The 23,665-nt window shown below is 48.7% G+C and carries 22 protein-coding genes, 2 tRNA genes and 1 pseudogene; 8 read left to right on the top strand and 17 right to left on the bottom strand.

Annotation, left to right across the window (positions count from 1 at the left end):
* Nucleotides 1-94 precede the first annotated feature (94 nt).
* Nucleotides 95-577 (top strand): annotated as a pseudogene (locus HMPREF9370_RS05940) (IS1595 family transposase); the annotation flags it as partial.
* A 166-nt stretch (nucleotides 578-743) separates the two neighbouring features.
* Here the strand turns inward: HMPREF9370_RS05940 and copM are convergent.
* The gene (gene copM, locus HMPREF9370_RS05935; RefSeq protein ID WP_040666976.1) at nucleotides 744-1,490 is read right to left on the bottom strand and encodes a CopM family metallochaperone; all 747 of its coding nucleotides are present in this window, start codon (nucleotides 1,488-1,490) and stop codon (nucleotides 744-746) included.
* A 407-nt stretch (nucleotides 1,491-1,897) separates the two neighbouring features.
* Between copM and cueR the strand changes: the two genes are divergently transcribed.
* Nucleotides 1,898-2,287, top strand: coding sequence for a Cu(I)-responsive transcriptional regulator (gene cueR / locus HMPREF9370_RS05930; protein ID WP_009116472.1), 390 nt, complete (start codon nucleotides 1,898-1,900; stop codon nucleotides 2,285-2,287).
* A 48-nt stretch (nucleotides 2,288-2,335) separates the two neighbouring features.
* Nucleotides 2,336-2,692 carry an arsenic resistance protein gene (locus tag HMPREF9370_RS05925; protein WP_009116471.1) on the top strand — a complete coding sequence of 119 codons (357 nt, stop codon included), beginning with the start codon at nucleotides 2,336-2,338 and terminating at the stop codon, nucleotides 2,690-2,692.
* Nucleotides 2,693-2,762: 70 nt separating this feature from the next.
* On the opposite strand, the gene HMPREF9370_RS05920 is transcribed toward HMPREF9370_RS05925, so the two are convergent.
* The 10 genes from HMPREF9370_RS05920 to HMPREF9370_RS05875 all read right to left on the bottom strand — a co-directional run bounded on the left by HMPREF9370_RS05920 (nucleotide 2,763) and on the right by HMPREF9370_RS05875 (nucleotide 10,749).
* Nucleotides 2,763-2,839: transfer RNA gene (locus HMPREF9370_RS05920), tRNA-Pro, on the bottom strand.
* A 32-nt stretch (nucleotides 2,840-2,871) separates the two neighbouring features.
* Nucleotides 2,872-3,201, bottom strand: coding sequence for a hypothetical protein (locus tag HMPREF9370_RS05915; RefSeq protein WP_009116470.1), 330 nt, complete (start codon nucleotides 3,199-3,201; stop codon nucleotides 2,872-2,874).
* Complete coding sequence (locus HMPREF9370_RS05910) at nucleotides 3,185-3,487, bottom strand: integration host factor subunit alpha (protein WP_040666975.1); 303 nt, start codon at nucleotides 3,485-3,487, stop codon at nucleotides 3,185-3,187. The genes HMPREF9370_RS05915 and HMPREF9370_RS05910 overlap by 17 nt, the downstream gene beginning before the upstream one ends.
* Before the next feature lie 74 nt (nucleotides 3,488-3,561).
* Nucleotides 3,562-5,922, bottom strand: a complete 2,361-nt coding sequence (pheT, locus tag HMPREF9370_RS05905) for a phenylalanine--tRNA ligase subunit beta (protein WP_009116468.1) — start codon at nucleotides 5,920-5,922, stop codon at nucleotides 3,562-3,564.
* Between the two features lie 144 nt (nucleotides 5,923-6,066).
* On the bottom strand, nucleotides 6,067-7,056 hold the full coding sequence (pheS, locus tag HMPREF9370_RS05900; RefSeq protein ID WP_009116467.1) for a phenylalanine--tRNA ligase subunit alpha: 990 nt from the start codon (nucleotides 7,054-7,056) through the stop codon (nucleotides 6,067-6,069).
* Nucleotides 7,057-7,281: 225 nt separating this feature from the next.
* Nucleotides 7,282-7,638 (bottom strand): 50S ribosomal protein L20, encoded by a 357-nt coding sequence (gene rplT / locus HMPREF9370_RS05895; protein WP_009116466.1) that lies wholly within the window; start codon nucleotides 7,636-7,638, stop codon nucleotides 7,282-7,284.
* A gap of 12 nt (nucleotides 7,639-7,650) precedes the next feature.
* The gene (rpmI, locus tag HMPREF9370_RS05890) at nucleotides 7,651-7,848 is read right to left on the bottom strand and encodes a 50S ribosomal protein L35 (protein ID WP_040666974.1); all 198 of its coding nucleotides are present in this window, start codon (nucleotides 7,846-7,848) and stop codon (nucleotides 7,651-7,653) included.
* Nucleotides 7,849-7,994: 146 nt separating this feature from the next.
* The gene (gene infC, locus HMPREF9370_RS05885) at nucleotides 7,995-8,561 is read right to left on the bottom strand and encodes a translation initiation factor IF-3 (protein WP_009116464.1); all 567 of its coding nucleotides are present in this window, start codon (nucleotides 8,559-8,561) and stop codon (nucleotides 7,995-7,997) included.
* Between the two features lie 134 nt (nucleotides 8,562-8,695).
* Nucleotides 8,696-10,600: a threonine--tRNA ligase gene (thrS, locus tag HMPREF9370_RS05880; RefSeq protein WP_009116463.1), complete on the bottom strand. Its 1,905-nt coding sequence runs from the start codon at nucleotides 10,598-10,600 to the stop codon at nucleotides 8,696-8,698.
* Nucleotides 10,601-10,672: 72 nt separating this feature from the next.
* Nucleotides 10,673-10,749, bottom strand: a tRNA-Val gene (locus tag HMPREF9370_RS05875).
* A gap of 157 nt (nucleotides 10,750-10,906) precedes the next feature.
* On the opposite strand from HMPREF9370_RS05875, the gene tgt reads away from it, so the two are divergent.
* The gene (gene tgt, locus HMPREF9370_RS05870) at nucleotides 10,907-12,019 is read left to right on the top strand and encodes a tRNA guanosine(34) transglycosylase Tgt (RefSeq protein ID WP_040667499.1); all 1,113 of its coding nucleotides are present in this window, start codon (nucleotides 10,907-10,909) and stop codon (nucleotides 12,017-12,019) included.
* An 83-nt stretch (nucleotides 12,020-12,102) separates the two neighbouring features.
* On the opposite strand, the gene HMPREF9370_RS05865 is transcribed toward tgt, so the two are convergent.
* The 5 genes from HMPREF9370_RS05865 to HMPREF9370_RS05845 form a co-directional block, all read right to left on the bottom strand.
* Nucleotides 12,103-13,335, bottom strand: a complete 1,233-nt coding sequence (locus tag HMPREF9370_RS05865) for a heme biosynthesis HemY N-terminal domain-containing protein (RefSeq protein WP_009116461.1) — start codon at nucleotides 13,333-13,335, stop codon at nucleotides 12,103-12,105.
* A gap of 2 nt (nucleotides 13,336-13,337) precedes the next feature.
* Nucleotides 13,338-14,735, bottom strand: a complete 1,398-nt coding sequence (locus HMPREF9370_RS11625; protein WP_009116460.1) for a uroporphyrinogen-III C-methyltransferase — start codon at nucleotides 14,733-14,735, stop codon at nucleotides 13,338-13,340.
* The gene (locus tag HMPREF9370_RS11795) at nucleotides 14,725-15,456 is read right to left on the bottom strand and encodes a uroporphyrinogen-III synthase (protein ID WP_009116459.1); all 732 of its coding nucleotides are present in this window, start codon (nucleotides 15,454-15,456) and stop codon (nucleotides 14,725-14,727) included. Before HMPREF9370_RS11795 ends, HMPREF9370_RS11625 begins: the two co-directional genes overlap by 11 nt.
* 67 nt (nucleotides 15,457-15,523) lie before the next feature.
* Nucleotides 15,524-16,471 carry a hydroxymethylbilane synthase gene (gene hemC / locus HMPREF9370_RS05850; protein ID WP_009116458.1) on the bottom strand — a complete coding sequence of 316 codons (948 nt, stop codon included), beginning with the start codon at nucleotides 16,469-16,471 and terminating at the stop codon, nucleotides 15,524-15,526.
* A 124-nt stretch (nucleotides 16,472-16,595) separates the two neighbouring features.
* A complete protein-coding gene (locus HMPREF9370_RS05845; RefSeq protein ID WP_009116457.1) occupies nucleotides 16,596-17,045 on the bottom strand; it encodes an RrF2 family transcriptional regulator in 450 nt (149 codons plus the stop codon).
* Between the two features lie 108 nt (nucleotides 17,046-17,153).
* Between HMPREF9370_RS05845 and HMPREF9370_RS05840 the strand changes: the two genes are divergently transcribed.
* Nucleotides 17,154-17,522 (top strand): hypothetical protein, encoded by a 369-nt coding sequence (locus HMPREF9370_RS05840; protein WP_009116456.1) that lies wholly within the window; start codon nucleotides 17,154-17,156, stop codon nucleotides 17,520-17,522.
* A 31-nt stretch (nucleotides 17,523-17,553) separates the two neighbouring features.
* Nucleotides 17,554-18,711 (top strand): NnrS family protein, encoded by a 1,158-nt coding sequence (locus HMPREF9370_RS05835; protein ID WP_009116455.1) that lies wholly within the window; start codon nucleotides 17,554-17,556, stop codon nucleotides 18,709-18,711.
* A gap of 72 nt (nucleotides 18,712-18,783) precedes the next feature.
* On the opposite strand, the gene HMPREF9370_RS05830 is transcribed toward HMPREF9370_RS05835, so the two are convergent.
* Nucleotides 18,784-20,046, bottom strand: a complete 1,263-nt coding sequence (locus HMPREF9370_RS05830; protein WP_040667497.1) for a D-alanyl-D-alanine carboxypeptidase family protein — start codon at nucleotides 20,044-20,046, stop codon at nucleotides 18,784-18,786.
* Between the two features lie 200 nt (nucleotides 20,047-20,246).
* On the opposite strand from HMPREF9370_RS05830, the gene ilvA reads away from it, so the two are divergent.
* Entirely contained in the window at nucleotides 20,247-21,785 is a 1,539-nt protein-coding gene (ilvA, locus tag HMPREF9370_RS05825; protein ID WP_009116453.1) for a threonine ammonia-lyase, biosynthetic, read from the top strand.
* Nucleotides 21,786-22,098: 313 nt separating this feature from the next.
* Nucleotides 22,099-23,595: an exopolyphosphatase gene (ppx, locus tag HMPREF9370_RS05820; protein ID WP_009116451.1), complete on the top strand. Its 1,497-nt coding sequence runs from the start codon at nucleotides 22,099-22,101 to the stop codon at nucleotides 23,593-23,595.
* The last annotated feature ends 70 nt before the right edge of the window (nucleotides 23,596-23,665 follow it).

The raw sequence follows: 23,665 nt of genomic DNA, 5'->3' as shown, positions 1-23,665 counted from the left end.
ACGTAACTTTTGCTAAGGTATTGCTGCGCTTTAGCTCAAAGAGAACGATTTTGCAAGCTGCTGAAGCTGTAACAAAATCAGTCCTGTACTACTGTTGTCCGGTATTGTCGAACTAGATGAATCTTACTTTGGCGCACGACGTATCAGAGGTAAGCGCGGTCGCGGGGCTTCAGGTAAAACCATCGTATTTGGCATACTGAAACGAAATGGCGTGGTCTATACGGAAATTGTTCCCAACGCTTCGAAAGCCTCACTAATCAAGGTCATACGTGGCCGCATATCTGCTGACAGTGAAATCAATACTGACGGCTGGAAAGCATATGACGGTCTTGTCGATATGGGCTATGAGAAGCATTACCGTGTCCATCACGGTTCCAATGAGTTTGCTCGAGGAAAGCAACATATCAATGGTATTGAATCTTTTTGGAGTTATGCTAAGGGGCGTTTGGCTAAATTTCATGGTATTTCCAAAGAAATGTTTTATCTGCATCTCAAAGAAACGGAGTTTAGGTTTAACCACCGGCATGAAGATTTAGGTAAAACATTAATGAAGATGCTTCGAAATAACCCAATTTAATATTTTTGCTTCCTAAGCCCCTAAAATTTTATAATTGGCAATGGAATGGCGTTTTTTTGGAAAGTTGGTTTTCATTTTTGGAAATATAAATTTTTCAGGCAGCCTGAAAGTTTTTTAAAGTAAAAAACACCGCTTTATCAAAAGCGGTGCTTTTGCTTTATTGCCCCTACTGTTTTAGCCAGTCTTGCATCAGCTTGATTTCAGGTTCTTGGGCTTTTATGACGTCTTGAGCGAGCTTTTTCATTTTTTCGTCTTTGCCGAACTGTAATTGCACTTTTGCCATCTCGACCGCCCCTTGATGATGCGGAATCATTGCTTTAGCAAAGGCAACATCAGGGTTTGGCTCATTGATTGCCGCCATCATCGCCTCGTGGTGCGCCTTGTCTGCGGCATAGGCCTTGGCGTGCGGGGCTTGCGGGTTTTGGGTTGCGGTGTCTTTACCCGCCAGCCAAGCGTTCATCAGGTCGATTTCACTTTGTTGCCCATCAATAATCACTTGGGCAAGTTTTCTCATTGTTTCGTCTTTGCCAAATTCAAGCTGTACTTTTGCCATCTCAACTGCTCCGATATGGTGCGGAATCATACCTTTGGCAAAAGCGGTATCAGCATCGGCAAGATTGCCCGCTTTGCTCATCTCATCGCCCATCTTGTTCATCATTGCAAGATAGGCTTGGGTATGGGGCGGAGCATTTTGAGTGTCCATCGCCATAGCAGAGTGGTTCATATTAGCGTGGTTCACCGCTGCGTGCTCGTTTTGGTTATTTGGGCTGTCGTGGGTGGTTTGGGTGTGGTTATTGTCGCCCACCATCGAGTGCGTCGGCACTTCGTTTTTGCCGTCGGCACAAGCGGTTAAAGTCGCCAAAACAACAGCGGCAGCGACAAGATGTACGGCACGGTTTTTGATGAATGTCATTGGATTCTCCTTGTCAAAATGGGCATTGATAACATTGGGCAAATGACAGATTCGCCCAATGTCCATTTCACTATTTGGTTTTACGATTCACACGCACAGCCGTTGCAAGTGCAGTCATCACAAATGCAGGGCTTGCCGTTTTGGCATTGGCAGTCCGGACGGCAGTTTTGCCCCGTGCAAGACTGGCAGCCGCAATGGGCGTGTCGGTTTTGAACAAAATCAGCGTTCATAACAGTTTCTCCGAATGTTAAGTTAAAGTGGATTATCAAAACAAAGTGCTTTTAAGCGATTAAAAGCATTGCTTTTTTGTTTTGATGTGCGTATCATAAACCCTAACCTTGCGTTAGGGTCAAGGGTTATTTTTACTTGATAACATTTTTTTACACACCACTCAATAAGGAGCAACAATGAACATCGGACAAGCGTCTAAATCTACCCAACTTTCCGTCAAACAAATCCGTGATTATGAAAAAGCAGGCTTATTAATTAACCCATCACGCAGTGAAGCAGGTTATCGGATTTATAACTCCAATGACATCGCTCGGCTAAAATTCATCGCCAAAGCCCGCAGCGTCGGTTTTTCGCTTGCACAGATTGGCGAGCTTTTGGCACTGCAAGACAATCCACACCGCACAAGTGCTCAGGTCAAAACGCTCACCGCCAGTCATATTGATTTTTTATCCAATAAAATCAAAGAATTAAAATCAATGCAACACACCCTGCAAGCGTGGAGCGATGCCTGCGGGGGCGATGACAATCCCGACTGCCCCATCTTAAAAGGCTTGGGCAATTTTTAACCACCATCAAAGCAGATGAATGCCATAGCTTGATAACAGCCTTTTACGATGGCACTTGTGGGCTGGTTGTTTTTTCGGGTGTTTTTTGCAGGTTGGGTGGACGCACAGTCGGCACAAGAATACATTGCCGGCATGATTTTGCTGGGCGTGGCACCGTGTACGGCAATGGTGTTTGTGTGGTCGCAACTGGTCAAAGGCGACCCCAATTACACTTTGGTGCAGGTTTCGGTCAATGATTTGATTATGATTGTGGCGTATGCTCCGATTGCAGGCGTATTGCTCGGCGTAAGCGACATAGAGATTCCGTGGAATACCTTGATTTTAAGCACGGTTTTATATGTGCTGTTGCCCTTGCTGGCAGGCTGGCTTAACTATCTTCGGCTCGCTGCCTTGTATCAAAAATAAGCTTGCCTGCTTTATAGGCCGAAAAATGAAAAACCCAGCTTTTAATAAAGCTGGGTTTCAAATTTGATTTTGGTCGGAGTGAAAGGATTCGAACCTTCGACCCCTTGCACCCCATGCAAGTGCGCTACCAGACTGCGCCACACTCCGACTCAAGAAAGTCTGAAATTATATGGAAAACGCTATTGCTTGGCAAGGGCTTTTTCAACATTGCCCAACATCTGCTCCAACGCTTCCCTCACCTCTTGGGCATCCGCAGCGGGCTTGCCTTCGGCATCAAGTGCATTGTGGTTAAATTCGTCAATAAAAGGCGCAAAAGTGCCTTTAAGCTGACGAAGCTTCACCACATCTTGACGGGTATAAAATTCACCGCCATAACCAATGACAACACCGTTTGCATTCTGCCATTCGGCAAATTGCGCAGGGCTGATTTGCACCAGTTCGCATACTTCCATCAAAGTAAAATAACGCTTGGCGGGCAAAGGGGGCAATGTGTTAGTTTTGTTTGTCATAATAGTGTTCTACCATGCCTTTTAATTTTTGGCTTGCGTGGAACGTTACCACGCGGCGGGCAGAAATCGGCACTTCTTCGCCGGTTTTCGGATTGCGGCCGGGACGTTGAGGTTTGTCGCGTAATTGAAAATTGCCGAAGCCTGAGATTTTGATCTCTTCACCGCGCTCCAAAGTGGTGCGGATTTCTTCAAAGAAAAGCTCAACAATCTCTTTTGCATCGTTTTTGGATACGTTGCTTACTTTTTCCACCAAGATGTCGGCTAATTCGGCTTTCGTTAAAGTCATTTGATTACCTTCTTTTTGAAACAATAGAGAATTATCACTAATTTTCACTTAAAATTCAAGCGAATACTAAATATTTAAGCCCTCAAAACAGCGCCTGTCGTTTCCGCCGCTTTAACCAATTCCGCCATAACAGGTTCCACCTCCGCATCGGTCAGCGTGGTATCGAAACCTTGCAGAATCACTTTCACCGCAATGCTCTTCATTCCTTCAGGCAGGCCTGTACCGCGATATACGTCAAACACGCTAATTTCCTGAATCAGCGGGTTGTTCACTGTTTGCAAAGCTCGGATTAAATCAGCGTGGCAAACGCTTTCAGGCATCACAAAAGCCAAATCGCGCCGCACCGGCTGGAATTTGGAAACCGGCTGGTAAACCGCTTTTTCCGTATTGCTTACGGCGGCCACGTCCAATTCAAATAGCAACGCGGCTTGCGGCAAATCATATTTTTGCAGCCATTGCGGATGCAGCTCGCCCATAAACCCGACGGTATTGCCGTTAATCCGGATTTCTGCCGTTCTCCCCGGATGCAAAGCCGGATGCTCCGCTTTAATAAAATGCGCGTTTTTACCTGCCAATAGGCTTTCCACATCTGCTTTCAGGTCATAAAAATCAACCGGTCTGTTTTTTTCCGCCCACTGCTCGGGCTTGGCCGAACCGTACACCAACGCCCCGATTCTTTCATTTTGCGAGAATCTGCCATCGGCAGTTTTATTGAAAACCCGGGCCACTTCAAATATGCGCACGCGGTTTTGTTTGCGGTTCAGGTTGTTTTGAAGAATCTCAACCAGCCCGCCGATCAAGGTAGAACGCATCACGCTAAATTGTGCAGCCAGTGGGTTTTGCAGGCGGATAGGGGCATCATTAGCGGCAAAATCCGCTTCCCATTGCTCGTTCACAAATGCATAACTCACCACTTCCTGATAACCGCGCGCAGCCATGTGGCTATAAATACTGAAACGTGATTTTTGAGTTTCGGGTAAACGCAACATCTTCAAGCGGCCTGACGTGTAGTCATCAGGAATATTTTCATAACCATATACGCGGCCGATTTCTTCAATCAGATCTGCTTCGATTTCGATATCAAAGCGGAAACTTGGTGCGGTCACCTGAAAACCATCAGATGTCGCAACCGGATTCAGCCCCAAATTCCTCAAGATGGTTTCGATTTTTTCAACAGGTATATGTACACCCAATATTTTCTCTACACGCGCCAAACGCAGGCTCACCGTATTTTGTGCAGGCAGTTTGCCCGCTGCTTCCTGCATTTCGCCAACTTGCCCGCCACAGATTTGTACCACCAATTCCGTAGCCCGCTCTATGGCATCGGCTTGCAAAGTCCAGTCCACACCTCTTTCAAAGCGGAAAGAAGAGTCGGAACCGAAACCGTATTGGCGGGATTTTCCGGCAATAATTTCCGGCTTAAACCAAGCCGATTCCAATACAATATTTTGCGTATCATCAGAAACCGCACTGGACTCACCACCCATTAAACCGGCCATGCTAAGTGCATTTTTCTCATCAGCAATAACCAAAGTGTTTTCAGACAGGCATACAGTTTTCTCATTCAAACAAACCAACTCTTCGCCTTCTCTGGCCCTGCGGACAATAATGCTGCCGCTTAATTTGTCCGCATCAAAAATATGCATAGGCTGGCCTAGCTCCAGCATCACATAGTTGCCTATATCAACCAAAGCGGAAATCGAGCGGATACCGCTACGTGCCAAGCGCTGCTTCATCCATTCAGGTGTTGCCGCCTTAGCATTCACATTTTCAATTACTCGGCTGATGAAGCGGCCGCAATCCGCAGACGCATCGATACGCACGGGCTGAATTTTTGTACTGGTGATTTTGGCGGCCATAATATTCGGCAAATGGTTTTCGCATTGCGTTAAAGCGGCAACTTCCCGCGCTAAGCCCTTAATGCTCAGGCAATCCGCGCGGTTAGGCGTGATTTTCAGCGTGAATACCGTATCATCCAAATCCAGATAATCACGGATATTTTTTCCTACCGGCGCATCGGCAGACAACACCAACAAACCGCTTGCATCTTCAGACAGGCCTAATTCTTTTGCCGAACACAACATGCCGTTGGAAGTTTGCCCCCGCATTTTCGTGGGTTTGATTTTAAAGTTACCTGGCAATACCGCACCCGGCAAGGCACACGGTACTTTAATGCCTGCCTGGACATTCGGTGCTCCGCAAACGATTTGAATCAGCTCACCCGTACCTGCATCTACCTGGGTAACATTCAAACGGTCTGCATCAGGATGTTTTGCTACAGATTTAACTTCTGCAACAACCACACCTGTAAAATCAGGAGCTGCTCTATCGGCTTCTTCCACCTCAAGGCCGGACATTGTCAACAAGTGGGCAAATTCATCAGCGGAAAGATTGGGATCGGCTTGTGTTTTCAGCCATGAGTAGGAAAACTGCATGTTTAATCTCGCTTTATTTCAGATATTGATTGATTTAACGGTATTCAAAAGTATTGGCAAACTGCATTTTCCGACAGGCATTTTGTTTTCTTAACTTAAAAATAAGGCCTGTCTGAAAACGGTTCATAATCCACTAACCGCGCGTTATCTAAACTGCTGCAAGAAATTCAGATCATTGTCAAAAAACAAGCGCAAATCATTGATACCGTAGCGCAACATAGCAAAACGATCCAAACCGATACCAAAAGCAAAACCGGTATATTTTTCAGGATCAATGTTCACATTATTCAACACATTCGGGTGTACCATGCCGCAGCCTCCCACCTCAAGCCATTTGCCGTTATCACCCATAATGTCGATTTCTGCAGACGGCTCGGTAAATGGGAAAAATGAAGGACGGAAGCGCACTTGCAAATCATCACGCTCAAAGAATCTGCGAATAAAATCAGTGAATACCGCTTTCAAATCCGCCATCGTCACGCCTTCTTCTACCCACAAACCTTCAGCCTGATGAAACATGGGAGAATGCGTAGCATCGGAATCCACCCGATACACGCGCCCGGGCGCAATAATCCGAATTGGAGGCTCTTTTTTATCCAGCATATAACGAATCTGAATCGGCGAAGTGTGGGTGCGCAAAACATCACCGTTTTCAACATAAAAAGTATCCTGCATCGCGCGTGCGGGATGATTCTGAGGAATGTTCAGGGCTTGGAAATTATGAAAATCGTCCTCGATTTCAGGCCCATCGGCAACCTCGAAACCCATTCCGTGAAACAGCTCAACCACCCGCTGAAGCGTTAAAGTTACCGGATGCAGCCCACCATCGCTTTGACCCCGACCCGGCAAAGTAACATCCAAAGCCTCCGCTGCCAGCTGGGCTTCCAGCTTGGCCGCATTTAACGCATCACGTTTGTTGTTATAAGCTTCTTGAAAGCGGTTTTTACATTCATTAATATGAGCACCGGCGGTTTTACGCTCTTCCGGCGACATTTGACCAAGCTGTTTTAGCAAAAGGTTTAATTCGCCGGTTTTCCCCATATATTGCGCTTTAATAAGCTCTAAGGAATTGAAATCTTGGGCAGATTCCACGGCAGCAATGCCGGCAGCTGCAATTTGGTCTACGTTTGGCATAATGCAGTATTTTCAAATGGGTAGTTAAAACTATATTGTTTTAATAGTGTCGGAATCACACCATCGATATTGGCAACAGAAAGGCATAAATGCCTATCTGAAAAATCAGGTATTGTAACGCAAATATATTTTAAAAAACAGTAGCATGATGCTGTTTTTTAGCACTCATCCGAAATTAAAAAAAGGAAACCTAAGTTTCCTTTTTTGATAAAACCGGATGAGATATTAAGCCAAAGCAGCTTTAGCTTTTTCTACCAGTTGTGCAAATGCTGCTTTATCGAATACAGCCAAGTCAGCCAATACTTTACGGTCGATTTCAATAGCGGCGCGTTTCAGGCCGTTCATGAATTTGCTGTAAGACAAGCCGTTTTGACGGGCACCTGCATTAATACGGACAATCCACAATTGACGGAACTGACGTTTGCGTTGGCGACGGTCACGGTAAGCATATTGACCGGCTTTCATTACCGCTTGTTTGGCAACACGATAGACGTTTTTGCGACGACCGCGATAACCTTTGGCTAACGCTAATACTTTTTTATGACGGGCACGTGCGGTTACACCGCGTTTTACGCGTGGCATATTTTAAACTCCTTAAGCGTAGGGTAACATTTTAGCAACAGAAGCCAAATCACGATCATTTACCATAGCGGTACCGCGTAATTGGCGTTTGTTTTTAGTGGTTTTCTTGGTCAGAATGTGGCGTTTAAACGCATGGGCGCGTTTCACTCCACCGTTACCCAGTACTTTAAAGCGTTTCTTAGCGCTTGACTTGGTTTTCATTTTAGGCATGGGGATACTCCATATCATTTATTAGATAAGATATAAGGGGATTTTGAATCTTGTTCAAAAATACTTGAAACCCCTATATCACGGTTTTCGCCGCTAAGTGAACCTGCTCTAACGCGGCAAATCAAAGCAAGTTTTAAATTATAGCCTTATTTCTTTTTCGGCGCAATCATCATAACCATTTGACGGCCTTCCATTTTCGGAAACTGCTCGATAGTCGCCACTTCCGCCAAATCTTCTTTAACCCGTTCAAGCAATTGCGCACCAAATTCCTGATGAGCCATCTCCCTGCCGCGGAAACGCAAAGTAACTTTTACTTTATCGCCATCCTCTAAAAAGCGGTTGATATTGCGCATTTTGATTTGGTAATCGCCCTCATCTGTGCCGGGACGGAATTTGATTTCTTTGATTTGCACCTGTTTTTGTTTTTTCTTGGCTTCGTCACGTTTTTTCGATTGCTCGTATTTATATTTGCCAAAATCCATGAGTTTGCACACAGGCGGCTTTGCAGTTGGAGAAATTTCAACCAAATCCACATCTTGCTCTTCCGACATAGCCAGAGCGTCGCGTAATGAAACGATGCCAAGCTGTTCGCCTGAGCCACTGATTAAGCGCACTTCTTTTGCGGTGATTTCACCGTTGATTCGTGCTTCGCGTTCTTGTGCGATGACTATACTCCTTATAAAAATTACTAGGTTAACAGGGCTTCTATCCATACAGCCCTAAACTTTATTTAGGTTTAATATTACCAGCCCGGTTTCAACCGGCCGGTAAATTCCACCTTAACTTGCAAATGCCTGTCTGAAACTTTTTTCAGATAGGCATTTCATCCTGTCAACTTGAATCAGGATTAAAACTCTGTTTTCAATTCTTCATTCAAACGAGCGATAAATTCATCTACGGAAAGGCTGCCCAAGTCCTCCGCTTTTCGGCGCACGGCAACGTGGCCGTTTTCTTTTTCTTTATCGCCCACAACAATTTGATAGGGATAACGGTATTGACTGTTATCGCGGATTTTGTAGCCGATTTTCTCGTTACGCAAATCCAGTTCGGCACGAAAGCCCGCAGCACACAATTTTTCGACTACTTCACGACAATAGTCTGCTTGTTTCTCTGTGATATTCATCACCACCATTTGCACAGGCGCAAGCCACAACGGAAAAGAACCTGCGTGGTTTTCAATCAGAATCCCGATAAAGCGCTCCATAGAACCGAGAATCGCACGATGCAACATTACAGGACGGGCTCGACCATTATCTTCGGTCACATATTCTGCACCCAAACGCTCCGGCAAAACAAAGTCCAGCTGGATCGTACCGCATTGCCATGAACGGCCGATGGCATCTTTAATATGATATTCAACTTTAGGACCGTAGAAAGCCCCCTCGCCGGGCAATTCTTCCCATTCGATATTGCAAGCAGTCAACGCCTCACGCAAACCTTGCTCGGCCTTATCCCAAGTTTCATCTGAACCGGCACGTTTTTCAGGACGCAGCGACAGTTTCACGCTTACATTATCAAAGCCGAACTGCTTATACACTTTCATAACCAATTCGTTAAATGCCTTGGCTTCTTGTGTAATCTGCTCTTCGGTACAGAAAATATGCGCATCATCCTGCACAAAGCCACGCACGCGCATCAAACCATGCAAGGCGCCGGAAGGCTCATTGCGATGACAAGAGCCAAACTCCGCCAAGCGCATGGGCAGATCGCGATAAGAACGCAGGGTATGGTTAAAAATCTGAACGTGGCCGGGGCAGTTCATAGGTTTAACGGCATAAGTTCGTTTTTCCGATTCGGTAACGAACATATTTTCCTGATAATTTTCCCAGTGGCCGGATTTTTCCCAGAAGGTTTTATCCATCATCAACGGGGTTTTAATTTCTTGATAACCTGCGGCATCAAGTTCTTTGCGCATATGCTGCTCAATAACCTGCCATAAAGTCCAACCACGCGGGTGCCAGAATACCATACCCGGCGCTTCGTCTTGCAAATGAAACAAATCAAGCTGCTTACCCAATTTACGGTGATCACGTTTTTCCGCCTCTTCCATGCGCGTGATATAGGCTTTGAGGTCGTCTTTGCTGGCCCAGGCAGTACCGTAAATACGTTGCAGCATTTCATTATTGCTGTCACCCCGCCAATAAGCACCTGCGAGCTTGGTTAGCTTAAAGTGCTTTAAGAATCGTGTATTAGGCACATGCGGGCCGCGGCACATATCGACATATTCTTGATGATGATACAAGCCCATTGCTTCCACTTCTGGCATATCTTCAATCAAACGAAGCTTGTATTCCTCTCCGCGCCCCTCGAAAGTTTTTACAGCCTCTGCGCGCGGTGTCATAACTTTGATTACATCATAATCTTGAGCAATCAGCTGTTTCATACGCGTTTCGATCGCCTCAACATCATCCGGAGTAAACGGCTTTTCCGTGGCGATATCGTAGTAAAAGCCTTCTTCAATTACCGGGCCGATAACCATTTTTGCATCAGGGTAAAGCTGCTTAACTGCATGGCCTACCAAGTGGGCACAGGAGTGGCGGATGATTTCTACGCCTTCTTGATCTTTCGGTGTGATAATTTGCACGCTTGCATCTTCGCTAATCGGGTCGCACGCATCCACCAACACACCGTTTACCTTGCCCGCAACCGTGGCTTTAGCCAAACCCGAGCCGATAGACGCAGCAATTTTCGCCACTGTTACAGGGGCTTCGTATTGGCGGACTGAGCCGTCGGGCAAGGTGATGTTCAACATTAAAAAATACTCCGAAAACCTACAAAACAACGGCCAAACGAAATATGGCCGTTTTAAAATAATTAACTGATTTGGTAGGCACAATTGGATTCGAACCAACGACCCCCACCATGTCAAGGTGATGCTCTAACCAACTGAGCTATGTGCCTGTGCAAACAAGCATGAAATTTTAGCCGATAGCCATATTGATTGGCAAGCGGACATATGATTATTTTTGCTTTTCTGGCAAGATGTTTACGCGCTTTCAGACAGGCGTTTCAGGTTTTCGGCTATAATCTGCGGCAAATTAATTATATGACGATAAATATGTTGAAATTTACCCTACACAAAACCGACGGCCACGCCCGGCGCGGCACGCTGGAACTCAACCACGGCACCATCGAAACACCGGTTTTTATGCCGGTAGGCACTTACGGCTCGGTTAAAGCCATGACGCCGCAAAACCTGCATGATATCAGGGCACAAATTATCCTGGGCAATACTTATCATTTATGGTTACGCCCGGGTTTAGAAGTGATCGAACAATTCAGCGGGCTGCATCAATTTATCGGTTGGAATAAACCTATTCTTACCGACTCAGGCGGTTTCCAAGTATTTTCGCTTTCCGATATGCGCAAATTGACTGAAGAGGGCTGCACATTCAAAAGCCCTATTAATGGTGATAAGTTGTTTTTGTCGCCCGAAATTTCAATGAAAATCCAAACCGTGCTGAATTCCGATATCGTGATGCAGCTGGACGAATGTACTCCGGGTGAAGCCACTCACGAGCAAGCAAGAAAATCGCTGCAAATGAGTTTGCGCTGGGCAGAACGCTCGAAAAAAGCATTTGAAGATTTGCGCAACCCTAATGCACTATTTGGCATTGTTCAAGGTGCGATGTATGAAGACTTGCGCGAGGAATCGCTAAAAGGTTTGGAGGCTTTCGACTTTCCCGGATTGGCCATTGGCGGCCTTTCTGTCGGCGAACCCAAACCAGAAATGTACCGCATGCTGCGCGCCGTCGGCCCGATATTGCCGGCACACAAGCCGCATTATTTAATGGGCGTGGGCACACCGGAAGATTTGGTCTGCGGCGTGGCCCACGGTGTGGATATGTTCGATTGTGTTATGCCGACTCGAAATGCCCGAAACGGCTGGCTTTTTACCCGTTTTGGCGATTTGAAAATCAAAAACGCAGTGCATAAACACGACACCCGTCCGATAGATGAAAGCTGCTCCTGCTATGCCTGCCAAAACTTCAGCCGCGCCTATTTGCACCATCTGCACAAAACAGGCGAAATTCTTGGCGCGCAGTTAAACACCATTCATAATTTGCATTTTTACCAAGTGATTATGGCGGAAATGCGTGAAGCCATCGAGCAGGGTAAGTTTGCCGACTGGCAGGCCCAGTTCCATGAAAACCGTGCACGCGGAGTGTAAACACCAGTTTCATCAGATGTATAAAACAAAATGCCTGTCTGAAAACAATTTTCAGACAGGCATTGTAGCGAACGGCAATCCGTTTACGCTTTTTCTACCTCTTTCGGCAGCAGCATTTCACGCTCATCATGCTCCACGCCTACCAAAGCCAACATACGCTGCTCTTCAGCTTTACGGGTTTCACCGGTTACATCAAACACTTTAGCCAAAGCCAAACGGGCTTGTATGCTTGGCGCCAATGTCAAACTCGCTTCCAAGTAGCCTTGTGCTTTTCCCCATAATTGCTGGGAATATGCCAACTGCCCGACATACATTAACAGGCGAGAATCTTCCGGATACTGCTCCAGCCACTGGGTGGTCATATCAATCGCTTTACGCTGCTCGCGTTCGCTCAAATATTGAACACTTTGGATGAAGGGTGGCAATAAATCCGCTTTACGTGTTTGCGGGTAATATTTGCTTACCCATGCAACAGCCTGATTATATAAACCCAAAGATTCATATTTCTCCGCAATCAACACACACAAATCAGTAGCTTTCAATGAATCCGGAACACGTTTCAGACAAGCTTTCAAGCTGCCCGAGTCGGTTGCCATCGCCAGCAGGCGGCGGTATGCCCAATCTTGATATTGGCTTGCTTCATGGTCGTTGATGGCGCCTGCTTTTTGCAGCTTGGCCGAAGTATCCAACACTTCTGCCGCATCGCCGTGATCAAATGCGTAGCGCAATTTGAGTTTGACCAAACGGGTTAACGTGGGATTGATTTGCGCAGCAGCCTGAATATTTTCCAGCGCTTTCGGATAATCACGGCGGTTGAGCGCGCTTTCTGCCAACAGCAAATAGCGGGAAAGCTGGTCTTTATGCGGCAATTTGGCAATATCGGACAGATAGCGGTCGCGCAGCTCCACATCGTCCATGGAATCGGCTGCATGCGCTGCCAGCATCAAAGCCAATGAGCGGTTACTGCCGGCTTCTTTATTGGCCAGCACTTTGGCCGCTTCCTGCTCCGCTTTTTGAAATTTGCCCTCAAAATAAGCCAAACCCGCTGCTTGAAGGTCGCTGCCTGCTTTCAGTTCTTTGCGGCGGTTTCCGAAACGCTGCATACTGCCGGGAATATTCAGAAATGCCGCAACAATGCGCACCAAAATATAGAGCAACACCACGGCCAACAATAAGCCGAGAATAAAGGCATGCAGGTTAACCCGCATCAGTGTTTGTTCCACCACAATATACACATTGCCCGTGTAAATGCCTGACGCTATTGCCAAGCCCACCGCTACGGCAAATAAAATGATAATCCAGATTAAGCTTTTCATGCTTATGCTCCTTTAGCAGCTTTTTCGCCGCCGGCAGAAGGTTGGGCAGGCTTATCTGTTTTCTTTTCCGGTGCAGCTTTGGCATCAGACGCAGCCGGAGCGTTTTGGGCTTTCGGCTCAGATGCAGCAGCGGGTGCATCAGAAGCGGCAGACTGCGGTGCAACATCTGCTGATGTTGCAGACGAGGCAGAAGCAGTTGGCTGCTCTTGCGTTTTTGGATTAGCGGGGATAGTAACTGTACCCTGATGCGTGCGTATACTATCCTGATAATTCCGCACTGCCTGCAAACTGGCTTTGAGCGAATCATCCGAAATAGAACGAACATCGAGCGCCTTCAATTCCGCAAGCTCTTTCAGCCAGGTTTGCGTTACTGGAGATTGGCTGTCGAAATATTGTTTTACTGCGCCCTCTGCTGTATTCAAATCGGTTTGGTAAATTTCACCGTTGCGCTGCATCAGGGCAAAACGTGCATCCATCAGGCGCAAGCGTAAGTTTTCTTTAATAAAGAAATTCTGCTCAGGAGAAATCAGCATGGCATCGTTGCTGTTGAGCTTGCGCACCTCCACCAAACCTTTCAGATTATCCAATGTTTTGTTCCAAGCGTTTTCCCACCAAGTCAAAGCCGTATCGGCTGCAACTTCAGGCGCAGCCTCTCCAGGCCGGAGCGTGCCTTCCAACACCAGCGGCAACCCGGCAACTGCGCTTTCCAAACGGTCAAGACGCAATGATGCGCTGGACACATCCAAATAAGTGCGGTTTTTCAAAGCAGCCAAATCGCTGCTTACCGCCTGCTTAATCGGCAATAATTCCGGTTGGTCGAAACGGCTCAAACGGTTTTCCACGCTTTCCAACACTTCTATTGCTACGGGCACATTGCCCGTGAGTAAAAGCTGTTGCGCAGCTACGTTTAAAGTAACTTCAGTTTCATCCACCAGCCAGTTTATCCGGCCTTTGAGCAGCTCCTGATAGGCGCGCTGGGCATTGGCTACGCCTTCGGCATTTTGACGGTTTTCACTATCCAACTTTGCCAATGCTGCGGCAATGCTGTCTTGTTTGCGCAAGGTATCTTGCAGCATGCCTGCGTTCTGGCTTTCACCCAATGCAGCTTTATCAAGTTTTTGCTCAATGTTCAGCTCTTGATTTTTCAATACGTTTTGACCCTGCACAAACAGAAAGCCGCTTGCGCCCAAACCTAAAAGCGCCAAAATGAGCGCACCCGCAGCCAAACCTCTGCTGCCCGATTGTTTAATCACCACCGGAGCGGGCTGTTGTGTATTGTGCTGGAAATGTTCTTGTTTCGGTTCGCTCATAATGTTTCCTGTATTTTCATGTTGCGGTTCTGGTTGTGCGGGTGCAGATTGTGTCGGCACCGGCTCTTTCTTCTCGTTTTCATCGCTCATCGGCTTGCTCCGTATAGCGGTTTAAATTCGGCACATCGAATTGTTGAATCAGCTCAATCCGCGCGGCTCCATGTTGCTGCAAAGCGTCTGCAATACGCGGGTGATGCGTAAAGTATAACAAGGATTTGGCTGCTTGCACTAATTCATCCGGCATTGAAGAGAAAAACTGCCTCACGGTTTCGACCGAAGTAATCCAAACAGCATCAGGCTTTTCCTTAGCAAAAACCTGCCAATCGGGCGTTTTCAGCTCGCGCCGGTAGACTTCGGCAAACTCAATCTGCATACCCTGCTCACTCAAGGCTTGAGCCAAATAAGGGCGCCCGCCTTTGCCGCGCACAATCAACACCCGCGCATTGAGTGGCAGATTCTGCCAAACGGACAAACAGATAACCGCTTCGCTGTCGTTGCCGTTTTCCGGAGAATAAACTGTTGTGCAGCCTGCCTGCCACAAAGCATCTGCAGTAGCCCGCCCCACGGCAATATTCGGTTTTTCAGACAGGCATGCAAAGTCGATAACAGCAATGCCTGTCTGAACCGCGCTGGGGCTAACCCAAAACACCGCATCGGCAACATCATATTTCGCCGGCAATGCTGCCAACTGCGTTTCGTCCGGCACAATTTCAAGCACACTAAACGGCACGCCCCGCCAACCTGCCGCTTTGCAAATCAATGCATCTGCAGCGGCACGTTCGGCGGGGCGGACAAGCAGAATGGTCGGCATAATGTTTTATCTGAATCCAAGTTTTCAGACAGGCATTCGCTTTCAAATGCCTGTCTGAAAAAGTATTTCAACTGTTTGTGTTTTGCTCGCCCAACACGGCGGCAATCAGATCTTCCGCGCCATCGTCAGCCAGTTTTTTAGCAACGGCTCGGCCTAAGGCATCGGCGTAAGCCAACGGGGCTTGCGCATATGCTTCCAGCATAACCGAGCCGTCGGGATGGCCGACCATGCCGCGCAAGGTAAGCAGGCCGTCTTCTTGAGTGCAATAAGCAGCCAATGGAATTTGGCAGCTGCCGCCCAAAGCACGGGACAGTGCGCGCTCGGCAGTAACACAGGCGTTGCTGAGCGGATGATTCAGGGGATTTAATATTTCAAACAAATCATAGCGGTTCGCTGCGATTTCGATGCCCAACACACCTTGTCCTGCTGCTGGCAGGCTGTCGGCAGGAGATAAAACGGTGCGTATGCGATCGGCCAACCCCAAACGCTGCAAGCCGGCTTCTGCCAAAATGATGGCGTCGTATTCGCCTTTATCCAGCTTTTCCAAACGGGTTTGCAGATTACCGCGCAAGGGGCGCACGTTCAAATGAGGAAAGCGCGCGCGCAATTGCGCCTCACGGCGCAGGCTGGCAGTGCCGACTACCGCACCTTTGGGCAAATCTTCCAAACGTTCGTATTGGTTGGACACGAAAGCGTCAAACGGGCTGGCGCGCTCCGTAATGGCCGCCAGCGCAAAGCCCTGCGGCAATTCCATCGGCACGTCTTTCAGGGAATGCACGGCCAAATCGGCACGGCCGTCCAACAAGGCTTGTTCAAGCTCCTTAATAAACAGGCCTTTACCACCGATTTTAGACAAAGTTTTATCGAGAATCTGGTCGCCGCGCGTGGTCATGCCCAAAATGCTGACTTCACACTCGGGATAAAGCGCCTGCAAACGTGCTTGAATATGCTCGGCCTGCCATATGGCCAAACGGCTTTCGCGGCTGGCGATAACGAGTTTTTTCGGAATGTTCATAGTGTTTGGAAATAAGAAAACGTGATAACTGAAAACAGACAGAAGTGTAACAGAATTGGCTTCATTTAGCCCGAATGCCTGTCTGAAACATTTTTCAGACAGGCATTCTGTGCTGCGATAAATGTTATAACCTGGCAGCCTGATTGTCTGAATCCACGCGGTAAAGCAGCCGGAAAGTGGGTTTGTTTACCAAATCTGCCAGCGAAAACCCTTCCAAATACGTCAAAAAGGCTTGCGCCGCGCCGCTCAATATGCCGGCCAAGCGGCAGTCGGGCGTGAGCAGGCAATTATTTTTGTCGCCCATGCACTCCACCAACACCATAGGCTCCAAACAGCGGACAACCTGCCCGATATTGATTTCCCCGGCAGGCCGCGCCAGCTTGAGTCCGCCGCCCTTGCCGCGTATGCTGGTTAGAAAACCGCCTTTAACCAAAGCGGTTACCACTTTCATCAAATGGCTTTTGGAAATTTGATAGATGCCGGCGATTTCACTGATGTTGACCAAATCATCATCGTTGACTGCGGCGTAAATCAACACCCTCAGCCCGAAGTCGGTATGTTGTGTCAGATACATAGTTGCGGTTTGTTATCTAAAGTTTCATAATATATGCACATTATACACAAAAGGCATAATCAGACGCCACGGTTAAGGCAATGCCTGTCTGAAAATAAGGAACCCCACATGAAACGCCACCCGGAGCTTATCGGCCTTTCGCAAGAGCATCATCACGCGCTGGCTTTGTGCGTACGCATTCTGCGCAATCCCGAACTGAACCACGCGCAAGATATCGAGCAGCACAAAACCGGTTTGCTTGAGCATTTCACACAGGAAGAAGCCTGGTTTGCCGCCTATTGGCAGCGGCTGCCCGATGCCGGTTTGAAAGAGCGCTTCGAGCAAGACCATGCCGTGTTGCGCGAGATGCTGAACAATCCGCGTTTTGACGATCCGCAATGGAACCTGCAATTCGCCCAAACCTTGCGCGACCATGCTCGATTTGAAGAAAGGGTGTTGTTTGGGCAGATTACCGAGCATTGCCTGTCCGAACCCTAAACTGCCGTTAACCACGCCATAAGGAACCACCATGTCTTTTACCCATCATCCCGTTTGGGCCATGGCTTTCCGCCCGCTTTACCCGCTTGCCGCTGTTTACGGCGCTTTGTCTGTGATGCTCTGGGCTTTCGGCTATCAAGGCACTGCCACTCTGCCCGCCTATTTCTGGCATGCCCACGAAATGATATGGGGCTATTCAGGTGCGATTGTGGTGGCGTTCTTGCTGACTGCCTCCGCCACTTGGACAGGGCAGCCGCCCACTCGCGGCGGCGCGTTGATTACATTGGTTGCCTTGTGGCTGCTCTCGCGCCTGTTTGCCTTTACACCGCTTGCAGCCGCCTCCGGCTTATTCGGTGTGGCATTTTTCTGGTTGGCTGCTTGGTTTATGGGCATTTCCGTGGTACGCAGCCGCAATTCGCGCAATTACATCGCCGTGGCCGCCCTGTTTTTATTCGGCACAACCTTATTGCTGTTTCACATACAGCTATCCTCTTTCAATGCCGCCGCGTTGCACAACGGGCTGCTGGCAGGCTTGGTAATGGTGGCCGGCTTTATCGGCCTGGTAGGTACACGGATTATTTCATTCTTCACTTCGCGCAGATTGGGCACAGAGCAAGTGGCAAACCCGATGTGGTTGGCCTTGAGTGCATTGCTGCTGCCGATGGCTACCGCGTTGTTAATGAGTTTGAACACAGCATTGCTTCCCGCCTCTTTATTTGCACTGGCCGCAGGTATTATCGGTTTGGTTCAGACAGGCCGTTGGTTCGAACCCAAAGCCTTGGCCGAGCCTTTATTATGGATTCTGTTCGCAGGCTATGCCGCTACATCTTTGGGGCTGATAGTAATGGGCACGGCTTTCTGGAAGCCTGCAATGATGAGTACCGGCGTGCATCTGGTAGCTGTGGGCGGCATCGGCATGCTAACCGTGGGGATGATGGTGCGCACTGCGCTGGGCCACACCGGCCGACCGCTCTACCCTGCGCCCAAACTGATGGGAACTGCTTTCGTACTGATGCTTGCAGCGACTGCCATCCGCACCGTAGCTGCATTCACGGCAACGGTTAACCCTACCGCCTACGATCACAGCATCAGACTTTCCGCCGCCTTATTTGCCGTGTCGCTAATGCTTTATGCATGGCGCTATACCCCGTGGCTGCTGCGCCCGAGGGTAGACGGCAAAGCAGGTTGATAAAACAAAGTAGGTTGATAAAACAATGCCTGTCTGAAAGCTTTTTCAGACAGGCATTGTCCATAACGGAAATCAGCCGAAAATATTCTTAAACCAAAGCTTGATATTATCCACAATACGGACAAACCAGCCCGCTTCCTCCACTTGGTTCAGCGCCACGACATCGCGCTCGGCCAGCAGCTTACCTTCATACATAATCTTCAACTTACCCACTACCTGGCCGGTGCGCACAGGCGCCACAACAGGTTGCACGGTTTCCAACACAGGTTTGATATTTTTCCCCTCTGCATGTGGAATAGTAAGGTAAATCGCTTCAATAAAACCCGCGTCCACAGCCTTATTTTCCCCTTTGTAAACCTTCACCTGAGAAATTACCTGACCGGCATTGTAAAGTTTGGGCGTGTCAAACGAATGCAGGGCCCAGTTCAACAGCTTGCCACTCTCAGCCGCCCGCAATTCAGGACTTTCCGCCCCTACCAACACGGCAATCACCTGCCTGTCGTTGCGGTTACTGGAAGAAATCAAGTTGTAACCCGCAGTGGGAGAATGACCGGTAATCATGCCGTCGATACTGGCATCACGGTACAGCAGCAAATTTCGGTTTGGCTGCTCGATGCCGTTATAAGTAAAAGACTTCATAGAAAAAATCGGATAATAGCGGCGGAAATCCTGCGCAACGGCAACCGCCAGCTTCATCAGATCTTTTACGGTGGAAACATGGCCGTCTGCCGATTCGCCTGTGGCATTTTTAAAACTCGTATCCAGCATGCCTAAACGCGTGGCCTGTTCGTTCATTTTTTTCACAAACTCGGCCTCGGAGCCGTTGCCCAACACCTCAGCCAGCGTAACAGTCGCATCATTTCCCGACTGCACCAGCATACCCTTGAGCAAATCGCTCACGCTCACGGTTTTGTTCGGGCTTAAAAACATGCGTGAACCGCTGGTTTTCCAGGCACGTTCGGATACCGTCAGCATTTGGTCGGGTTTCAGCACACCGTCATCCAAAGCCTTGAATACCAGATAGGCCGTCATTAGTTTGGTCAGCGCGGCCGGCTCAACCTGCGCATCGTAATTATGCGCCCCCAAAACCTGCTTGCTTTGCACATCCATCACCGCATAAGCCGTAGCCGCCAATTCCGGCAGTTTGGGCATTCCGGCAATTTGTTCCTTTTGTTGCGTCGCAGCCTTTGTCTCTACGGAAGAAGCTGCTTTTGCGGCAGGAGCAGCCGGAGCAGATACGGTTTGTGACGCCGGCGCAGTATCCTTTTTTGCGGCATCCGCAGCGAAAGCGGAGCAAGCCGCCGCCAGAAGCAGACAGGAAATGGTTTTTTTCATAACATCAATATTAAAATTACACTCAATTAAAGGGAAATCAAGCAGGAAACTGCGCAAACAAAAGTGCAGCTTTAGTTGAAATTTCAGCGGATTATACATGAATTCAGTTTCCACTTGCACTATCGTGCCGCTCAGAGTATGGTTTTGACTTTATCTAAATTTTAAAGAAGACACTCTCTGCAACCAACGCCATCCCTATCATGAACCCGAAATTGCATTCCCAATATCTCACCAAAATCCTCACCGCTTCGGTATACGATGTTGCCACAGAAACCTCTTTAGATCCGGCCCGCAGCCTTTCACGCAGAATGGAGAACCAAATCCTGCTCAAACGTGAAGACTTGCAGCCGGTTTTTTCGTTCAAAATCCGCGGCGCCTATAACAAAATGGCTTCACTCTCGCCGGAAGCTCTGGCCAAAGGCGTAATCACCGCGAGCGCAGGCAACCATGCTCAAGGCGTGGCTTTATCCGCCCAGTATTTAAACTGTGATGCCACCATCGTGATGCCTGAAACCACACCGCAAATCAAAGTAGATGCAGTCAAAGCGCGCGGCGGCAATGTAGTGCTCAAAGGCGTGTCTTACAACGATGCTTACGACCATGCCATGAAACTGGTAACAGAAAGCGGGCTAACTTACATCCCACCCTTCGACGACCCCTATGTGATCGCCGGTCAAGGTACCATCGGCCTTGAAATCATCCGCCAACATCCCAAGCCCATCCACGCCATTTTCGTACCCATAGGCGGCGGCGGTTTGGCCGCAGGAGTGGCCGCATTCATCAAAAACGTGCGGCCGGAAATTAAAGTGATCGGCGTAGAAACCTATGATGCCTGCGCCATGAAGCAATCAATCGAACAAGGCGAACGAGTAGAGTTAAAAGATGTAGGTTTATTTGCCGACGGCACGGCGGTTAAATTGGTAGGCGAAGAAACTTTCACGCTCTGCCGCGACCTGCTTGACGAAATCATTTTGGTTGACACCGACGACATTTGCGGCGCAGTAAAAGATATTTACGACGACACCCGCAGCATCACCGAACCTTCAGGTGCTCTCGCATTAGCCGGCCTCAAAGCCTATATTGAACGGGAAGACTGCCGCAACCAAACTCTAATCGCCATCAACAGCGGCGCAAACATGAATTTCCACCGCCTGCGCCATGTTTCCGAGCGCAGCGAACTGGGTGAAGGCCACGAAGGCATTTTTGCGGTGTCCATTCCGGAAACGCCCGGCAGCTTCCGAAAATTTATCAATGCCTTAGGCAGCCGGAATATCACAGAATTCAACTACCGTTACGGCGACGACAACATCGCACACATTTTTGTCGGCATCCAAACCTCAAGCCCGCGCGACATCAGCCGGATCAGTAAAGAACTGACAGCAGCCGGTTTGCCGAATATCGACCTCTCCGGCGACGAAATATCCAAAATCCACATCCGCTATATGGTAGGCGGGCGCACCGATAAAATCAGCAACGAGCGCCTGATTACATTCGAATTTCCCGAACGCCCCGGCGCACTCGCACGCTTCCTCAACCACATGCAGACCAACTGGAACATTACCCTGTTCCACTACCGCAACCACGGCGCCGATTACGGGCGCGTTCTGGTCGGCATCGACGTACCGGAGCACGAAACCGCCTCTTTTAGCGACTTCCTCGAAAACGTAGGCTACAACTGCCATGACGAAACCGGCAATGCCGCCTATAAGCTGTTTTTAAGCTCAACCAAATCAGCATAAAAAATGCCTGTCTGAAACTATTTCAGACAGGCATTTAATGTTCACCGGAAAACGTCAATAAAATGATGACAAACCATCCGGCAAACAGTAACATACCGGGTGCTTAAAAAGCGGCTGCCTGCCATAAAGCAAACTGCATTCATAAGCTGCCCAATTCAGTTCGCCCACCAAGCCCCCGCGGCAAGCCGTTAAAGCGCTTATTTTGAAAGAGTTTAACCATAATCCAAAATTGAAATACAGCTTTCAGACAGGCATCTGACACTCTATCTATGCCTGTCTGAAAACAACCGAAAAACCTACTCCCCGAAGTATCATGACAACACCTCAAATGCTTGCCTCAGTCGACCTAGGCTCCAACAGCTTCCGCCTGCAAATCTGCGAAAATCATAACGGCCAGCTCAAAGTGCTCGATTCCATCAAAGAAATGGTGCGCTTTGCCGGAGGGTTGGACGAACACAAAAACCTCGACCAAGCCTCGCAAGAGCGCGCGCTCAACTGCCTGACCAAATTCGGCGAACGCCTGCGCAGCTTCTCGCCCGAGCAAGTGCGCGCCGTGGCAACCAACACCTTCCGAGTTGCTAAAAACATCGGCGATTTCCTGCCCCGTGCCGAAGCCGCATTAGGCTTTCCCATCGAAATCATCGCAGGCCGCGAAGAAGCCCGCCTGATTTACACCGGCGTAGTGCACACCCTGCCGCCCAACGGCGAACGCATGTTGGTAGTCGATATCGGCGGCGGTTCCACCGAATTTGTGATTGGTTCCTCACTCGAACCCACCAACACCGAAAGCCTGCCGCTTGGCTGCGTTACCTACAGCCTGCGCTTTTTTCAAAACAAAATCACCGAAAAAGACTTCAAAACCGCCATCAACGCCGCCCGCGCCGAAATCCAACGCATCAGCAAATCCTACAAACGCACGGGCTGGGATTTCAGCGTAGGCACTTCAGGCTCAGCCAAATCGATCCGTGATGTAATAGCCAACGATTTAAAAATGGGCGATGACATCACCTATGCCGGCATGCAGAAGCTGGCCGAGCGCATCTGCCAAGCCGGTAACGTGAAAAAAGTGCGTTTTGAAGGTTTGAAACCGGAACGGGTTGAAGTATTCGCCGGCGGCTTGGCCGTGATGATGGCGGCGTTTGAAGAATTGGACATTCAAAAAATGATGGTTACCGAAGCGGCGCTGCGCGACGGTGTGTTTTACGACTTAATCGGCCGCCAGCTCAACGCCGATATGCGCGACCAAACCATCACGCAATTCCAGCAACGCTACCATGTTTCGCCCAGCCAAGCGGCAAGGGTGGCTGCTACAGCCAAAATTTTCATGGAAAGCCTTGCTCAAACGGCTTCCGTGCAGGAATTGGCTTATTGGCAGCAATATGTCAACTGGGCCGCACAAGTGCATGAAATCGGCATCGAAATCGCCCACACGGCCTACCACAAACACAGCGCCTATATCCTTGAAAACGCCGATATGCCGGGCTTTTCGCGCAAAGAGCAGCATATTCTTTCCATGCTTACCCTCGGCCAGCGCGGCGACCTGCGCAAAATGGTCGACTTGGTAGATGGTAACCGCATGATGTGGTTTGCCATTGCAGCTTTGCGTTTGGCTGTGCTCTTCCACCGCTCCCGCCTCTCTTTCACACTACCGCCTTACACCCAATTGCGTTTCGATCCCGAAAAACGGCATTTCACGTTACGCATCAACCAAAACTGGCTGGATGAAAACCTGCTGATTGCCGATTCGTTGATTTACGAAACGGAACAATGGCGCAAAATTGACTTGATGTTTAACGTGCAGGCGTTCTAAATAATTGCAGGCTAAAAAACAGAATGCCTGTCTGAAACTTTTCAGACAGGCATTCTAGCTGCTTAAGCCT

The organism is Neisseria wadsworthii 9715 (assembly GCF_000227765.1).
Classification (GTDB): domain Bacteria; phylum Pseudomonadota; class Gammaproteobacteria; order Burkholderiales; family Neisseriaceae; genus Neisseria; species Neisseria wadsworthii.
The sequence above is the reverse complement of the archived record's forward strand: the minus strand, read 5'-3'. Positions and strand labels throughout refer to the sequence as shown.

Excerpts from the sequence above, each read along its gene's own strand:
- ilvA (WP_009116453.1), top strand. The coding sequence starts at position 20,247 with ATGAACCCGAAATTGCATTCCCAATATCTCACCAAAATCCTCACCGCT.
- cueR (WP_009116472.1), top strand. The coding sequence starts at position 1,898 with ATGAACATCGGACAAGCGTCTAAATCTACCCAACTTTCCGTCAAACAA.
- pheT (WP_009116468.1), bottom strand. The coding sequence starts at position 5,922 with ATGCAGTTTTCCTACTCATGGCTGAAAACACAAGCCGATCCCAATCTT.
- HMPREF9370_RS05910 (WP_040666975.1), bottom strand. The coding sequence starts at position 3,487 with ATGACTTTAACGAAAGCCGAATTAGCCGACATCTTGGTGGAAAAAGTA.
- copM (WP_040666976.1), bottom strand. The coding sequence starts at position 1,490 with ATGACATTCATCAAAAACCGTGCCGTACATCTTGTCGCTGCCGCTGTT.
- HMPREF9370_RS05915 (WP_009116470.1), bottom strand. The coding sequence starts at position 3,201 with ATGACAAACAAAACTAACACATTGCCCCCTTTGCCCGCCAAGCGTTAT.
- pheS (WP_009116467.1), bottom strand. The coding sequence starts at position 7,056 with ATGCCAAACGTAGACCAAATTGCAGCTGCCGGCATTGCTGCCGTGGAA.
- thrS (WP_009116463.1), bottom strand. The coding sequence starts at position 10,600 with ATGTTGAACATCACCTTGCCCGACGGCTCAGTCCGCCAATACGAAGCC.
- HMPREF9370_RS05845 (WP_009116457.1), bottom strand. The coding sequence starts at position 17,045 with ATGTATCTGACACAACATACCGACTTCGGGCTGAGGGTGTTGATTTAC.
- HMPREF9370_RS05840 (WP_009116456.1), top strand. The coding sequence starts at position 17,154 with ATGAAACGCCACCCGGAGCTTATCGGCCTTTCGCAAGAGCATCATCAC.
- HMPREF9370_RS11795 (WP_009116459.1), bottom strand. The coding sequence starts at position 15,456 with ATGCCGACCATTCTGCTTGTCCGCCCCGCCGAACGTGCCGCTGCAGAT.
- HMPREF9370_RS05835 (WP_009116455.1), top strand. The coding sequence starts at position 17,554 with ATGTCTTTTACCCATCATCCCGTTTGGGCCATGGCTTTCCGCCCGCTT.
- infC (WP_009116464.1), bottom strand. The coding sequence starts at position 8,561 with ATGGATAGAAGCCCTGTTAACCTAGTAATTTTTATAAGGAGTATAGTC.
- ppx (WP_009116451.1), top strand. The coding sequence starts at position 22,099 with ATGACAACACCTCAAATGCTTGCCTCAGTCGACCTAGGCTCCAACAGC.
- rplT (WP_009116466.1), bottom strand. The coding sequence starts at position 7,638 with ATGCCACGCGTAAAACGCGGTGTAACCGCACGTGCCCGTCATAAAAAA.
- HMPREF9370_RS05925 (WP_009116471.1), top strand. The coding sequence starts at position 2,336 with ATGGCACTTGTGGGCTGGTTGTTTTTTCGGGTGTTTTTTGCAGGTTGG.
- HMPREF9370_RS11625 (WP_009116460.1), bottom strand. The coding sequence starts at position 14,735 with ATGAGCGATGAAAACGAGAAGAAAGAGCCGGTGCCGACACAATCTGCA.
- HMPREF9370_RS05830 (WP_040667497.1), bottom strand. The coding sequence starts at position 20,046 with ATGAAAAAAACCATTTCCTGTCTGCTTCTGGCGGCGGCTTGCTCCGCT.
- HMPREF9370_RS05865 (WP_009116461.1), bottom strand. The coding sequence starts at position 13,335 with ATGAAAAGCTTAATCTGGATTATCATTTTATTTGCCGTAGCGGTGGGC.
- tgt (WP_040667499.1), top strand. The coding sequence starts at position 10,907 with ATGTTGAAATTTACCCTACACAAAACCGACGGCCACGCCCGGCGCGGC.
- hemC (WP_009116458.1), bottom strand. The coding sequence starts at position 16,471 with ATGAACATTCCGAAAAAACTCGTTATCGCCAGCCGCGAAAGCCGTTTG.
- rpmI (WP_040666974.1), bottom strand. The coding sequence starts at position 7,848 with ATGCCTAAAATGAAAACCAAGTCAAGCGCTAAGAAACGCTTTAAAGTA.